Raw genomic sequence first — 15,196 nt, forward strand, 5'->3', positions numbered from 1 at the left:
TTAATCTGACTATGCTAACTCAACTATCACGGTTAAAACTCGTGTTTTTTAGTCGCCCCCGATACCAACGAGTTCTCGTCTATTTAACCATTACCTACTTAAGTTACCTTATCGCCCTCGGATTAATACTCCCCAAGGCTATCGTCGCCTTCGCCCCAGAGAAGCTTTCACAGCTATTAGGACGTCCGGTCAGTTTACAGGGTATGCATATCAATCCTTTTAACTACCGCGTCAATATCGACCAGCTCGCCGTTAAAGAGAAAGATAATCGGGATTTTGCCGGATTAGCACAGCTCCAATTTGAGGTGCATTTTTGGCAGTCTATATTCAATCAAGCCTTAGTGATTGATCATATTCAGTTGCAAACGCCCTTTGCTCATATCCAACGGTTTAAAACTCATGGGGCAACTCAGTTTAACTTTGACGACATCGTTACCACCCTCAACCAAGCTAAAACCAACAGCAAACCAGGCACGAGTGCTGAACAAGCACGTCCTTTGCGCATCATCTTAGGTGAGTTAACCGTCAGTGCAGCCAAGTTCAAATTTGATGACAAGATAACCAAGGCGCAAATTGATTACCCCAATATCAACTTCAAACTCAGTCAATTAGATACTGAATACCTGATGTTATCTAATCCTGCTAGCGTAGCTAAGACGTCATCAACCAAAGATGCGGTGACAAACAATGCCGTTCCAGCAACAACTACGGCGAATACTACTCCAGCAACATCGGCGACAAATGCCACTACGACTATCGTGCATAACCAATTTGTCGCCCAGTTGCAGGATGCCCACGCAGGTGAAGTGAGCCTTGCCGGACAATTTCAGCTGTTTCCCTTTAAGCTCGTCGGGGATGTACAGCTTGCCAAACTCAAACTTGCTCCGCTTTGGCAATTTGTTGCCGATCAATTCAATGTCAAACTGGGGACAGGTGAGCTCAGTATTAACGCCCATTACCAAGTAGATTTACCCGAGCAAGGTGAATTACAACTCACTGCCGAACGTGGACAAGTGATTGTTGAAAAAGTGAATTTGCTCAATGGTGATCAATCGGTTATCACCCTGCCCCTGCTGGCTGTAGATGGGATCAGCGCCAATCTGGCCAAGCAGCGGGTCAATATTAAGCAAATCCACACTGAAGGCTTAAGTCTTAAGGCCAAGCTAGATGAACAAGGTATTGATTTAGCACCACTGTTGATGCCCAAATCGATGGCAGCGACCTCTGGTACAGCAACAACCCCTGATGTAACTGAAGCGTCTGAAGCGATAGTCGCTAACCCTACCACTTCGCAAGCTGTGGCGAGTAACAGTACCACTGAAAATACCAATGGATGGCTTGTCACCTTGGGAGGACTGAATGTCGAAAACTATGATATTCAGCTTGAGGAGCACAAACTCAGCAAAACGGCGCAGCAATGGCGAATCTATCCATTAGATTTTGCGACTCAAACCATAGTGAGCGATTTAAAAGCCCCGATTGAATACCAACTCTCCTTTGAGCTAAACGATAAAGGCCATTTTTCCTCGAAGGGGCAAGTCGATGTCCTTGGGCAAGCCATCAGCGCTAACCTCAAAGTGGAGCAGTTGGCCTTAGCCCAATTTCAACCTTACCTTGAGCCCTATGTCAATATGCAGCTAAAAAGCGGCCTATTCAGTAGCGATGGCGAGGTTCATGCCGATGGCAAAGGCAAAGCCATTTATCAAGGTAACGTTGAGCTGGATGATTTGAATATCCTCGACAGCATCCGCAAAGCGCCATTGGTAAAATGGCAAAAAATGCATATTAATCAGCTCGATTTTGACCAGCAACAGAATCAAATCAAGATTGATCATTTAAGTTTTGAGCAACCTTATGCCAAGGTTGTTATCGCGAAGGATCGTACAACCAATATCAGCAATCTGATTATTGAACAGCAAGCCATTGCCGATGGACAAATGGCGCAAGGCATTCAAGCCGAAAGCAGCACCAATACAGTTGCACCATCCCAAACCGCAGCTAAAAAGCCCGAGTTAAGCTTAGATATTCAAAAAATTAGCTTTAACCAAGGATCAGCATTTTTTGCCGATAATTCGCTAACACCTAACTTTGCCTCAGGCATCGAGCAGCTAGAAGGTTATATCAGTCACCTATCCTCCAAGCCGGGTACTAAGGCATCTGTCGATATTAAAGGCAAAATTGACCGCTATGCACCAGTGACATTAAAGGGGGATATTAATCCCTTGTTAGATAAACCTTATCTTGATTTAGACTTGGTTTTTAAGAGTGTTGAGCTGACGTCAGTAAACCCATACTCTGGCACCTATGCGGGCTATTACATTGATAAAGGGCAATTGTCGTTAGCACTTAACTACAAACTTGAGCAAAACCAACTCAAGGGCAGCAACCACCTAGTGATTAATCAACTCAAACTGGGGAAACGCAGTAACAGTGATTTAGCCACCAGTTTACCCGTAACGTTAGCGATTGCATTATTGCAGGATCGCCATGGCGTAATTGACCTAGGAATGGAAGTCTCTGGCGATCTAGACTCACCCAGCTTTAGTGTTGGCAGCATCATCATGACAGCCATTACCAATGTGATTACTAAAGCCGTCACAGCCCCCTTCTCTTTCCTTGCAGGTCTCATTGGCGCTGATGACACCTTAGATAAAATCCCCTTTAATCCTGGGCAATTTACCCTCACTTCCCGTGAACAAGAAAGCCTAGATAAGCTCGCCAAAGGATTAGAGGATAGACCCATGCTACAGCTCAGTCTTGAGGGCAGTGTCGATGCAATAAACGATAGCCAAGCAATTAGCGAGCGTATGATGAAACGCAAGCTGGCTGCCTTAGCGAATATTCAGCTGACGGAATTGCCGGCAGATCTCAGCCCGAGTCAGTTTCCGACCCAAGGACCTCTAGCCGATGCCCTTCTCAAACTCTATGAGCAGGAAGTTAAAGCCAATCCTGATGATGTGAAAGACAATATTATTTCTGAAACCAAAGATGCACCACTGAGTAAAGAGGAACTGACCACCCGTTGGCATATCGCGCTTTATAACCTTTCGCTAAAAGCGCAAACGGTCGGTCAAGACAGGTTGGGAGATTTAGCGCAGGAGAGAGCGAAATCAGTCAAGGCCTACCTTGTTGATAGCAAGGGCATCGCACCTGAACGCATTTTCCTACTCGAAAGTCGCGTCACCCTCAATCAAGATGCTGCCCAAGTGAATATGAGCATCGAAGCTAAATAACGCGTTGTACAAGACCATAGAGAATCAAATGCCCAGTATTCACTGGGCATTTTTATTGGTTGATTAAGGTAGCGCCCCCTCGTTCTATTACTTGGCCTAAAACATCCATTAGGTTAAACTCTGCGGCTTTATGCGAGCGGAATCACATTCCGCGCGTCAATCCCCTTTCGCACAGCCAATATTGCGGCGCGCTAAAACACTTTTACTCGAGGTAGTTATGTTCATTATTCGCTGGATTTTAGGCCGGATCATTTTGTTGCTTAACTTTGTGTTCGCCCCAAAGAAACTCAAACGCCCATCAGCAGAACAACAAAAAATCGATGCGCAAACTCAAGCACTGGCGCTATATCAGTACAATGCTTGTCCTTTCTGCGTAAAAGTGCGCCGAGCTATGCGCCGTCAAGGGCTGAATATCCAAACCTTGGATGCAAAAAAATCCCCACATAAAGACGAGCTCATCGCCCAAGGTGGCAAGAAACAAGTGCCCTGTTTACGGATTGAAGACAATGGTCAAGTGCAATGGCTATATGAATCTAAGGATATCATCAGCTACTTAGAACAACGTTTTGCCTAGCACAACAATGCGCGCCCCACGGCGCGCTTTTCATTTACGCCACAAGTACTCACGGTCAGAATAATCAAACAACCATTGGGGTTGATACACCACCAACAGCGTTACCGCCATGCCATTTAGCAACGCCTCAGGAAAGGCTAATAACGGGATCAACATCAGATAGTTATCAACTAACATGCTCCAGTCATAATCCGCCGACAACCAAAGCCAAAATGCCCAACTAAATTGATGAAAAACCGTCGATAATCCTGCATTAATAAAGGCGCCAACAAAAATAAACACAAAAAGATGCTTAGGAAATAAATGGTAACTGCGGCTGTAAAGCATAAACGCACAGAATAACGGGAGGGCTATTGCAAACAAGCCAAATGCACCAAACTCATCAGGCTGCTTTAGGACAAATATGCTGAAAAACGCACTTGGGAGGAGTAAGGCAACCGTCGCTAAGCGCCAACCAAACATCAATAGACAAGTGACTATCCCTAAAAAGTGTAAATGCAATCCCACTTGAATACTGGCATTGAGGAGCCATAAGGTATTTACCGCAATCAGCGTTAACAACAACCGCCATTGCAAGCCTTTATCCTTAACAACCTGCAGTAACTCTTCCTTAGGCCAAATAGCATAAATCCACAGACCCAGCAGTAGCAGGCTTAAACCCTGTAATGGGCTGATATTCCAGTCTATTTCAGCAAATCGCTTGGCCCAAAAATCCAGCATCAGTAAGGCTCCGGAGTAGATGCCCATTCAACCTATCGCGACAAGTTTCAGAGCAGATTCAAGTTGTTTCGGTATTAGGGTGATTAACCAACCTATTCGGGCGAATAAACTTCTTTAACAGTATATCGCGAATAAAACCGATAATTGCATGATATTGAGCGACATATTAAGGTATTCTTCGCTAAGTAAATCATCTAAGAGTAATCCTTGATATGCCATTGAGATCGATAAGCCTGACATTATTGAGCTGCTTAACATTACTCGCTTGCAGCAGCGCTCAGATAGACCCCTCTGAATTTGCAGGTAAATTTAAAGACAAACTCACCACTGATATCCGCGCAGATGGCCTTAAACTCTTTACCTATCAGGCAGGTTTTGCGGAGGAATACTCACCAAGAGATGTCACCGAACGCCCCTTCCCCCACGAAGAACGTATGCGTCAAGTCGCGCAAGATCCCCGCGAGCAGCGTCGTTTATACCAACAACAAGCGGATGCACTCGATATCTGGGGCAGACAAGTTGAATTGGGACTCGAGAAAACCTTAGAAATGACAGGTTACTGCCGCGAAGGTTACTTTGAGTTGAGCCGAATAATAGAATCAGGACGGGGAGAAATACGTGGTGAATGTAAAGAAGGCGCCACTGAGGAAGATAAACAAAAGTTTGTGCGCTTTTAAGTCATGAAAAGGGCGAGATGATCGCCCTGTTCTCTACACTTATGCACGGCGGTGTCGAAAGTACACGACTTAGCTCAAACCGTTAAGTTCAATAACGCTGAGTTTTATGCCTAAAAATCAAACTGCTTCATTTAACGGTAAGGCACGATTTTCCAATAACACTGGGATGCCATCGGTAATGGGATAAGCTAATTTGTCCGCTTTACAAATCAATTGCTGCGCCGCCTTATCGTACTCCAACTTTCCTTTACATACTGGACAAGCAACGATATCTAACAGTTTTTTATCAAACGCCATGGGATTTTCCTTTTTTAGCTGCAGCCACAGAGCGTAATCGGCTCAGCAACTGTTGATCAAATTGTGGCGATAGCTTGGCATCGACAGCCAAATACCACCAGTTTTCTTGTGCAAAATCGCGACATTTAACCGCATCTTTTTCAGTCATCATCAAGGGGCGAGATGCTGCAAGCTCGCATAACACGTGTTTATCGTAGGCTTGGTGGTCATCAAAACCATGGGATAACGCGAGTTGAAAACCTTGCTGCGTTAAGGTTTCAAAAAAACGCGCCGGATGACCAATACCCGCCATTGCCACCACGGGCTGGGTCGGATCAAACACGGCCTCAGCCTTAGGATTTACCGGCAACACCGCACTTGGGCTCAGCTGCATCTCATATTGATTCGCCTGCGCGGGTCCACTATTGACCACCACAAAATCCACTTGATTAAGACGCCAAGCACCTTCCCGTAGTGGGCCTGCTGGAAGCAAATGACGATTCCCTAAACCGCGCTTTCCATCAATCACCACCAGCTCAATATCACGGCCGAGGGCGTAATGTTGCAAGCCATCGTCACAGATAATGACATCCACGGCAAACTGCGCCAGCAAGGTTTTTGCGGTATCAACACGTTTAGGGCCCACCACCATAGGCACACCAGTACGCGCCACAATCATAGCTGGCTCATCGCCCACATCAGTTGCAGCATCCTTTACGCTAACGACTTTTACCCCTTGGATATGCGCGCCATAACCACGGCTGATCACACCCGGATTAAACCCCTGTTGACGCAGCAGTTCAATCAAATAGATGACTGTGGGGGTTTTACCACTACCGCCAACGGTAATATTGCCCACCACGATCACGGGGACTGGCAGTGTGGTTTGTGATTTAATCCCTAAACGAAATAAACCACGGCGAATTGCGGTAATAAGCGCAAACAACGCAGAAAAAGGCAGTAAGAGCCACCGTAATGGGTGGCCTTGATACCAAATTTTATTCACTAACGCCTGCATTTAGCTACCAAACTGCATTTGGTATAACTTGGCATACATGCCGCCAAGTTCGAGTAGCGATTTGTGGGTGCCACGCTCAACGATGCGACCTTGATCGACCACTAAAATTTGATCGGCACTTTCAATCGTTGATAAACGGTGAGCAATCACAACCGAGGTGCGGTTTTGGCGCAAATTGTCTAATCCCTGCTGAATCGCTTTCTCAGATTCAGTATCAAGGGCCGATGTCGCTTCATCCAGAATGAGCACTGGTGCATCACGTAACATTGCCCGCGCAATCGCAATCCGTTGTCTCTGACCGCCTGACAATAGCACGCCGTTTTCACCGACTTGGGTATCTAAGCCATCGGGCAATTGCTCAATAAATTCCATCGCATGAGCTAAGGTCGCCGCCTCAATAATCTGCTCGCGGGTGACTTCGCCCGGATAGGCATAGGCGATATTATTGGCAATAGTATCGTTAAAGAGTGTCACTTGCTGCGATACCAAAGCCACTTGGCTACGTAATGATTTCAATGAGTAATCATAAATACTCACATCATCAAGCAGAATATCGCCAGACGCTAGTCCGGTGTAAAAACGAGTCACCAAGCTTGCGATCGTCGACTTCCCCGACCCAGAGCGCCCGACTAAGGCTAAGGTTTGCCCTTGGGACACTTCAAAGTCAATTTTATCTAAAGCGCGGCGCTCCTGGCCTTCGTAACTAAAAGAAACATTATCAAAACGTAAGTTGCCCTTAGCACGCTTGACGGTATAAGTACCAGTATCCGATTCTGGCAAAGTGTCTAACAGTTCAAATACTGTGGTGCACGCTGCAATACCACGTTGAAATTCGGCATTCACACGCGTGAGGTTTTTGATGGGTTGCAGCATGGCCATCATCGCGCCCAGAATCGTCGCGAAGGTACCTGCGGTCAAATCGGCTTTCATGCTATCTAGGCTCGCCGCATACAGCACAAAGGCCAAGGCAAAGGAGCCAATCACCATGATAAGCGGCTGGCTGATAGCCTGTGCGATCGCAAGTTTCATATTTTGATGGCGGTTTCTGTCATTAATTTTGGCAAAACGAGCCGTTTCTGTTTCTTGTCCACCAAAGGCCAGTACGTTTTTATGACCTTTGATCATCTGCTCCGTTGCGGCACTGACATCCCCCATCGCCGTTTGGATTTGTTTCGACACCTTACGGAAGCGGCGACTCACAATAGTCATCACTAATCCCATAATCGGACCTATCACTAAAATACACAGTGAAAGCTTCCAAGAGTTATAAAACATCAATCCCAGCATACCGATAACGGTCACACCGTCACGAACAATCGAAATCAAGGCACTGCCCGATGCACGGGCAATTTGCTCGGTATCGAAGGTCACTTTTGAAATTAAATTGCCCGTGTTTTCCTTATCCATGTAACTCACGGGTAAACTTAGATAATGTTGAAACACTTGCTGGCGCATATCCATAATTAACCTAGCGCTCATATAAGAAATGCCGTAGGTGGATACGAAGTTTGCAAAGCCGCGCAGGGAGAACATTAAAATAACCACGATGGGCGCCATTAATAGCACTTGGTTATCGGCATGAAAGCCTTGGTTCGTGGGGAGTGCAATACCGTTACTGATCGCTGGTGTACTGCTGGAAAACCCTTTATCGATAAAAGGGCCAATAAAAGAAATAAAAGCCGCATCGACAAGCCCATACACAATAAGGCCAGCAACTGAAAGCAAAAACATGCCCTTCATCGGTTTGAGATAGGCCAGTAATCGCTTGAATACGGTCCACATTTCGTCTTTAGGATATGCTGTCATTGGTAACACTAAATTATGGCAAAGTGCTCATTCTACTCTGGATTAATCAAGTCACCAAATCTAAACAAGCGGTTATACCAAAATGGAGCTAAATCTTGCCGATAGGTTTTTACGTCGAGTCGCCCTTGTTCAAAAGTAACGCTAATTTGTCCTTCAATCCCGGTGGTTAAGTGGTTTATCTGCAAAGCTTGGTAGCGGGCAACGACATCGGCTTTAGGAAAGCCATAACGATTATTCAACCCCGCTGGAAAAAGTACTAACTCCGGTGCCACCCTTTCAATAAATGCCAGCGTAGATGAGGTGCGGCTTCCATGGTGTGGAGCAATAAGCACCTGACTTTTAAGTATAAAGCCCGCTTGCACTCGCTCAATCAATATACTCTCAGTTTCCTTTTCAATATCACCGCTCAGTAATAGACTTTGCTGACCATCATCAATCCGCAGCACACAAGAAGCATTATTGCCACCCGCCTGGGTTTGTGGGGAAATAAAGCGTAAGGTAAGTTGTTGCCAATCAATCTGTTGTGGCAAACAAGGCTGAGCATTTAAGTGGTCAACATCAGTAATCCATTTTGCCTGAGGATACGCTTTTGCCAGTACTTGAGCGCCTCCAGCATGGTCGTTATCGCCGTGGCTGATCACAATAAAATCGATATCAGTTAATCCTCGAGTATTAAGAAAAGGGATAATCACACGGTCACTGTAGCTAAAATCATCGCCAAATGCGGCGCCCGTATCATAGATAAGTGCCCTATCATCCTTTTCAACCACCACGGCTAATCCTTGCCCGACATCAAGTAAATGTAGCGTCCATTGAGTGGTTTTCGATGCTGTAATGCGCTGAAAAACAGACAATGCCAGAGGAAGAAACAGTAACCCTATCAACAAATGCCAGTGCCAATATTGGCGCCGATGAGGAACATATCGCCACAGAATCAACGCAAAAAGTGCGCACAGGCCGCCTGCTAATAATGTCTCGGAAACCACATGCCAATGGGCGGGTAAATCGACGCTGAGTTCAAGTAACTTGCCGTAGGGAAATAGTGCTAAATCCGCCAAATCGAATAATCCCAGCCACGATTGCCCCAAAAACGTACCTAACCACCAGATGATAAAAGCCAGCATCGATAGCGGAATGACGATAAGACTAAACCAAGGCACCACCAGCATATTCATCCACAAACTATGGATACTCACACCACCAAAAAAGATGGCTTGCAGCAGTCCCAATATCAGGCTTAAGCGCCATTGTATTGACCAAAACTGTATGACTCTGACTCGCGACTTGGCTAAAAAAGTTGTTTTACTATCAACAGACTGTGTAAATTTGGCACTTTCTAAGGTATATAAAATAATCGCCAAAGCACAAAAAGAAAGCCAAAATCCAGCACTTAAACAAGCGAGAGGATCAATGAGTAACACCACAAATAAGGCAAACAGCAAACGGTCCCATGCGCTTGAGTAGCGTCTTAATAAACTCAACAGCATAACCAATAAAATCATCACTAACGCACGCTGTGTTGACACGGCAAAACCGGCTAAATAGCTATAAAATAGAGCACTCACTCCTGCTAAAATGAGCGCAATAACTATATTTCGTCGACTTGGATGTGGCGCCAAACGCGTAAGAAAAAACAAAGCGCAAGCATAGACCCAAGCGGTGATCACCGATAAATGTAATCCCGATATCGCCACCAGATGGCCCGTGCCCGTTTGCCTTAGCGCCTGCCACTTAGTTTGCGAGATAAGTTGTTTATCTCCGAGGATTAACGCCAGCAGAATATCCCCCTGTGTTAACGCAGATAACTTTGGAGCAAGTCGTGTGATTAAGTGATGTCTTAACGAAAAACGCTCAGCTTGAAGCCTTGCATGCATAACGCGGCCTTTACCGACAATATGCTGACTAATCAATTGCTTTTGTTCGTTATATCCTCCTTGATTGAGTACACTGGATATACTTTTAGGCATAAAAGTGAAATCCCAAACTTGCCCAACTTGCAGTGTCGCCTCGGATTGCCAGGTTAAACGCAACTTAGCCGTTGGCCCAAAGATTAAATTTGGTTTATCGACAACAATATCGAAGCTAACCCAGTCGCTGTTTTGACTAACTAGTGATATGATTTCGCCCCTCACCTGTATAGGCTGTTGGGATAAAGGAAGATCCTGCCGAGATAACACTAAGCAAAATCCTGTTAGCCAGAACATCGCAAAGAGTGTGCCAGATAAGCTAGGTGCTTTTTTGAATAAGATGAGAGCCCCAAAGCAAAAGTAGGGTAGATAAGTAATTGGCGGCAGCGAAGGCCATAACATCGCTGACAGTAAGGTGGCACTAAAGCCAAACATGAATCCATTCATAGTGAATTAAGTTAAGACAGCAATTTCAGCCTATGCCAAAAAAATTAATAAAAAGATTTATGCCTAAGCCTGAAACCCTGCGTGAGCACAAACACCTACGCATTTTCGGTCGCTTATTACACAATCCTAATCTTTGGGCGCTTAATCGACGCTCTGCACCGGGGGCCTTTGCCATAGGCTTGTTTGTCGCTTGGATCCCAATGCCTTTTCAGATGGTGGTCGCCGCGGCCTTTGCAATCCTTTTTAATGTCAATATTCCCGTTTCCGTCGCTTTAGTCTGGATCACCAATCCACTTACGATGCCAGTTATGTTTTATGGGGCTTATTTATTAGGTGCAAAAATTCTGGGCCACGCACCGCAGGAATTTGCCTTTGAGGCAAGCTGGCAATGGATAGAAGCCTCATTAGCCACAATTGGGCCAGCATTCCTACTAGGTTGCCTAGTATTAGGGATCGTGTTTTCCACTGTAGGATATTTAATGATCAGTAACCTCTGGAAATACTCGATCATGTTTAAGTGGCAAAAGCGTAAGACCAAATAATTGCGACTTTCAGATACAATGGCTTAACTTGTTTTATGTTAGAGAAATTGACTTTCCTAATTGAACAAGTTAAGCATTAACATCCTTTTTAGCGTTTGCATCTCTGTATTTCCTTTACGTCCTCTATTGTAATTTATTCATACCTTATCAATAGATTAAACCACGACGATAAGACTATCTTTATCCCTTCACCCGGACACTTACTTACAAGCTACTCATAAGTAGATATATACATTCATTTAATTTGCAGCTTAAAATACTTTTCGTGTTTCACTACTACGCTGTCACTATGTTGAATATTGATGAACCTGCACATTTACAACCTAAAATACCGCTTTTCCGCTTAGGTTTTAGACCTTTCTTCTTATTTGCGAGTCTATTTAGTCTATTAAGTTTAGGGATCTGGGGAGGATTTCTTTCCGGTCTGTCATTACTTCCTAACAACATCAATCCTTTATGGTGGCATGGTCATGAGATGATTTTTGGGTTTGCCTGTGCCGTCGTCGCAGGCTTTTTACTCACCGCAGTACAAAACTGGACAGGGCAACCTGGGTTGAAAGGCTTACCCCTTATAGGGCTATTTACGGTCTGGTTACTACCAAGGCTTTTATTTATATTGCCGCTAGATATTCCGTTTGTGGCGATCATGATCATCGACTTGATGTTTTTACCCTTAACCGCAATTACATTATCTATATCCGTGGTTAAAGTACGCCAATGGCGTAACTTTGTGTTTATCCCTATTCTCAGTTTACTCACGCTGTTTAATGGATTTAGCTATTACGGTTTAATAACTAATCAATTACAGTGGGCTAATAATGGTCTTTATGCAGCAGTCATCCTTGTTGGGGTAATTGTTGCTCTGCTTGGTGGTAGAGTGATCCCATTCTTTACTGAGCGCGCCACCCAATGGCAAAGACACTCCGCCATTCCCGTACTGGAGTGGTTAAGTTTTGCCAGCCTATTATCGCTTGTTGCGAGTCTCTTTTTACCGCAGATAATATTACTGACGCGCGCTCTGGCTGGTATTGCGGGTCTGGTGCTGTTACTACGTTGGTCTCGTTGGGGATGGCAGGCAAGTTGGTCTGTGCCGCTGTTATGGTCACTGCATTTAAGTTACTTATGTATTCCCATTGGTTTGATACTGATTGCTACAGGACTACCACTTTCCGTAGGAATGCATGCCATTACTGTTGGAGGACTTGGCGGCATGATCCTCGCAATGATGTCGAGGGTATCGCTAGGCCATACCGGCAGACAACTAAAACCCGCTAGGCCAATGACACAGGCTTTTGGGTTAATATTACTGGCTACAGTGTTCCGTGTCTTAGCGGGTTTACCCAGTGCATGGTTTATCGAATTAATGCTCGCAGCCATTATTTGTTGGATGCTGGCTTTTGGGTGTTTCTGTTACTACTACGCACCAATGCTTTGTCGCGTCAGAGCCGATGGACGGCCAGGCTAAGCAAGGTGACTCGAGAAAACTCATGGCGCGGTACCTATAGCAGACAACCAATTACTATCTTGTGAATTGAGTCACAGAGAATCGCGTCTCTTTTCCCTACCTAAAGTATTTTTACTGTTACTATTTACAAAAATATTGAGTAGGGAGTACCCATGCCATTTTATCGTCAATATGGTGCCAAAGGCTTAAAAGCAGTTGAGCATCTCGTCTTAATCATCATAGCAATAGCGACTGTGGTTGCTATTGGTCAAGAAATTGTCCATGTATTTAATGTCGGCGCAGTCGCCCTTGCCGATCTGTTGTTATTGTTTATTTATCTCGAAGTACTGGCCATGGTTGCTAATTATGCAGAATCGGGAAAATTGCCCGTGCGCATGCCGCTGTATATTGCCATTGTTGCCCTTGCACGTTATTTGATCTTAGATATGAAGAGTATGGATGACTGGCGCATCGCCGCAATTTCGCTTTCAACCTTGATCCTTGCGGCAACGGTCATCGTGATCCGTTGGGGCCAATTAAAAATGCCCTATCCTAAAAATCAAGAATACGATAACTAATGACTACTGGGCGCCATTGCCAACCAAGCTCAATGGCGCCATTCTTTACCTGCAAAATCCTTCCAAATCCCTCGCTTTCAGATTGGTATTCTGCCAAAAAGCAATTATGCTAGTTTTACTGAGATCAATTATTTACGGGACAATTGAGTTATGGGTGAACATCCAGTTGGATTTGAAGAAAAACGCAGCTCACTTCGAGTAGATATGGAAGCTGAACGCGTGCTCTTGCATTGGACTGATAAGAATGGCGTTGAACATACAGACGAAGGCGTATGTATCGATTTAGCCCGCAGAGGCATTCTGTTTGATTATAAAAACCCATTTGAACTCGGTGAATTAGTTAACGTGACATTCAATCCAGAAACATCCCGACAAAATAGCGTAAAAGGCCAAGTTTGCCGCTGCTCTAAACGTCATGATCAAAGTTATCATGTCGCGATGCAATTGCTTTAATTTCAATCTAGCTACGCAGGGTCGATTGAGCTGTTCTACACTGAATTAGTTGAACTATTCGTACAAAGGACATTGCTATGATATTGCTGGTGGGTGGAGAGAAAGGTGGCAGTGGCAAGAGTTGCCTTGCGCAAAATCTTGCGGTTTATATAAAGCAAAAATTTGCCGCCAATGTACTAATGGTAGACTGCGATCCCCAACGTACAACATCCGATTGGATCCAAGCTCGAAACAACGACCCTAGCCTCCCTGCAATCAATTGTATTCAGCTCTACGGCAAAATACGTAACGATCTGCTCAGTCTTAATGAACGCTTCGACTACGTCATTGTTGACTGTGGCGGTCAAGATAACCTTGCCATGCGCGCCGCCATGTCGGTAGCCACTTACGTAGTTATCCCACTTAGACCCAAACGTCGCGATCTTAAAACCTTACCCCATATGGAAGATATGCTCAGCACCTGTAAGATGGTTAATCCCAAAATGGTGGCAACCATTGTGCTAACCCAATGTCCCGCTTTGCCCACCCAAGTAAAGCGTATTTTAGAGGCCAAAGAAGTGGTCCAATCCTTTGGATTACGCGTACTCAATTCGGTGACTTTTTGCCGAAATATCTACGATGACAGTGAGGAAAAAGGATCGTCCGTAATGGAAATTGAGCCAGATGGGAAAGCGGCCGACGAGATCCGCGCCATAGTGGATGAGCTGTTCACCTTACCACCAGAAAATAGTTATGAGCTTAACTGATCTTAAACGCAAGAAACCAAAACAAGTTATCAAAACGGTTTCTATTGAGGATTTTATCGAAGATGCCAATAACTATGCTTTAGGTAAAGCGAGTATTTTAGCGGTGCCTCCCGCAGAGCCAAAAGGCTTAGATAAAAAGTCAGCCAAAATTTATCGCCATGCCACCTTTACCTTAACGGAAACCAGTATTACCCAATTAGATGGGCTCGCTAAAGGAACTAAAATCGCCAAATCACGCTTATTGCGGATCTTGATTGATGAATTCAGTCAAAAAACAACTGCAGAACAGCTTGAAGTGGTAAATAAAAGTAAGCAGGATGAGCATTAATCTTCATGGCATCAAGGTAAACCAATCCGCTGATCACCCTTTCTTTAACAGCAAGTTATGGCCTATGACCCCAAGCTATTGCGCGGCTCATAGACCAGATTAGCCATACTTAATGATGAGAATGATGACACTGCCGCCCAGCAACAAGGGCGAGCCCTTGCGCTGATTCTGCCATTTTCCCTTTACTCAACAACAAAAAAATTAACTCCTCCGCAGTAAGGTTTTCGGCACTACAAGTGTGATAACGCGCTGCTTCACCAAAGGTTTCAGTCATCAGAGCAATAAACTGAGGCTTTAAAACGGGATGAGCTTGCGCTACCATCAGCGCCATAACGTCATGACCGTGAACAGAATCGGACATAGTCTCTCCAAAAGATGCAAATAAGATTAGGCTTTATAACCGAACTGTTGAATTTTAACCCTGATCTCGCGCACATACTGCCAATG

At 44.9% G+C, this 15,196-nt stretch carries 15 protein-coding genes; 9 read left to right on the forward strand and 6 right to left on the reverse strand.

The window, feature by feature from the left end; all coding sequences use genetic code 11:
- Window positions 1-11: 11 nt before the first annotated feature.
- Both HG547_RS18500 and HG547_RS18505 read left to right on the forward strand, forming a co-directional pair.
- Window positions 12-3,233, forward strand: coding sequence for a DUF748 domain-containing protein (locus tag HG547_RS18500; protein ID WP_169548686.1), 3,222 nt, complete (start codon window positions 12-14; stop codon window positions 3,231-3,233).
- Window positions 3,234-3,450: 217 nt separating this feature from the next.
- Window positions 3,451-3,807: a glutathione S-transferase N-terminal domain-containing protein gene (locus HG547_RS18505; protein WP_169548687.1), complete on the forward strand. Its 357-nt coding sequence runs from the start codon at window positions 3,451-3,453 to the stop codon at window positions 3,805-3,807.
- A 30-nt stretch (window positions 3,808-3,837) separates the two neighbouring features.
- On the opposite strand, the gene HG547_RS18510 is transcribed toward HG547_RS18505, so the two are convergent.
- Window positions 3,838-4,527: an energy-coupling factor ABC transporter permease gene (locus tag HG547_RS18510; RefSeq protein ID WP_169548688.1), complete on the reverse strand. Its 690-nt coding sequence runs from the start codon at window positions 4,525-4,527 to the stop codon at window positions 3,838-3,840.
- 212 nt (window positions 4,528-4,739) lie between these two features.
- On the opposite strand from HG547_RS18510, the gene HG547_RS18515 reads away from it, so the two are divergent.
- The gene (locus HG547_RS18515) at window positions 4,740-5,204 is read left to right on the forward strand and encodes a hypothetical protein (protein WP_169548689.1); all 465 of its coding nucleotides are present in this window, start codon (window positions 4,740-4,742) and stop codon (window positions 5,202-5,204) included.
- A gap of 117 nt (window positions 5,205-5,321) precedes the next feature.
- On the opposite strand, the gene HG547_RS18520 is transcribed toward HG547_RS18515, so the two are convergent.
- The 4 genes from HG547_RS18520 to HG547_RS18535 are packed head-to-tail and all read right to left on the reverse strand — an operon-like array spanning window position 5,322 to window position 10,658.
- Complete coding sequence (locus tag HG547_RS18520) at window positions 5,322-5,501, reverse strand: Trm112 family protein (protein ID WP_037419644.1); 180 nt, start codon at window positions 5,499-5,501, stop codon at window positions 5,322-5,324.
- A complete protein-coding gene (lpxK, locus tag HG547_RS18525; protein ID WP_037427268.1) occupies window positions 5,491-6,498 on the reverse strand; it encodes a tetraacyldisaccharide 4'-kinase in 1,008 nt (335 codons plus the stop codon). Before lpxK ends, HG547_RS18520 begins: the two co-directional genes overlap by 11 nt.
- Window positions 6,499-8,304 carry a lipid A export permease/ATP-binding protein MsbA gene (gene msbA, locus HG547_RS18530; RefSeq protein WP_037419637.1) on the reverse strand — a complete coding sequence of 602 codons (1,806 nt, stop codon included), beginning with the start codon at window positions 8,302-8,304 and terminating at the stop codon, window positions 6,499-6,501. It abuts the gene before it with no gap.
- Between the two features lie 32 nt (window positions 8,305-8,336).
- The gene (locus HG547_RS18535; RefSeq protein ID WP_169548690.1) at window positions 8,337-10,658 is read right to left on the reverse strand and encodes a DNA internalization-related competence protein ComEC/Rec2; all 2,322 of its coding nucleotides are present in this window, start codon (window positions 10,656-10,658) and stop codon (window positions 8,337-8,339) included.
- A gap of 32 nt (window positions 10,659-10,690) precedes the next feature.
- Between HG547_RS18535 and HG547_RS18540 the strand changes: the two genes are divergently transcribed.
- The 6 genes from HG547_RS18540 (at window position 10,691) to HG547_RS18565 (ending at window position 14,749) form a co-directional block, all read left to right on the forward strand.
- Window positions 10,691-11,200 carry a DUF2062 domain-containing protein gene (locus HG547_RS18540; RefSeq protein ID WP_037419631.1) on the forward strand — a complete coding sequence of 170 codons (510 nt, stop codon included), beginning with the start codon at window positions 10,691-10,693 and terminating at the stop codon, window positions 11,198-11,200.
- Between the two features lie 289 nt (window positions 11,201-11,489).
- Complete coding sequence (locus HG547_RS18545) at window positions 11,490-12,665, forward strand: NnrS family protein (RefSeq protein WP_169548691.1); 1,176 nt, start codon at window positions 11,490-11,492, stop codon at window positions 12,663-12,665.
- A gap of 152 nt (window positions 12,666-12,817) precedes the next feature.
- Window positions 12,818-13,222 (forward strand): phosphate-starvation-inducible PsiE family protein, encoded by a 405-nt coding sequence (locus tag HG547_RS18550; RefSeq protein WP_011623180.1) that lies wholly within the window; start codon window positions 12,818-12,820, stop codon window positions 13,220-13,222.
- A gap of 150 nt (window positions 13,223-13,372) precedes the next feature.
- Complete coding sequence (locus HG547_RS18555; RefSeq protein ID WP_037419625.1) at window positions 13,373-13,675, forward strand: PilZ domain-containing protein; 303 nt, start codon at window positions 13,373-13,375, stop codon at window positions 13,673-13,675.
- Window positions 13,676-13,752: 77 nt separating this feature from the next.
- The gene (locus HG547_RS18560) at window positions 13,753-14,421 is read left to right on the forward strand and encodes an AAA family ATPase (RefSeq protein ID WP_011623182.1); all 669 of its coding nucleotides are present in this window, start codon (window positions 13,753-13,755) and stop codon (window positions 14,419-14,421) included.
- Window positions 14,408-14,749 (forward strand): hypothetical protein, encoded by a 342-nt coding sequence (locus HG547_RS18565; protein ID WP_037419622.1) that lies wholly within the window; start codon window positions 14,408-14,410, stop codon window positions 14,747-14,749. Before HG547_RS18560 ends, HG547_RS18565 begins: the two co-directional genes overlap by 14 nt.
- A 109-nt stretch (window positions 14,750-14,858) precedes the next feature.
- Here the strand turns inward: HG547_RS18565 and HG547_RS18570 are convergent, their stop codons facing one another.
- On the reverse strand, window positions 14,859-15,110 hold the full coding sequence (locus tag HG547_RS18570) for a YecH family metal-binding protein (RefSeq protein ID WP_037419620.1): 252 nt from the start codon (window positions 15,108-15,110) through the stop codon (window positions 14,859-14,861).
- Window positions 15,111-15,196 lie beyond the last annotated feature (86 nt).

This window comes from Shewanella sp. DNRA4 (genome assembly GCF_012843185.1).
Taxonomy (GTDB): Bacteria; Pseudomonadota; Gammaproteobacteria; order Enterobacterales; family Shewanellaceae; genus Shewanella; species Shewanella xiamenensis.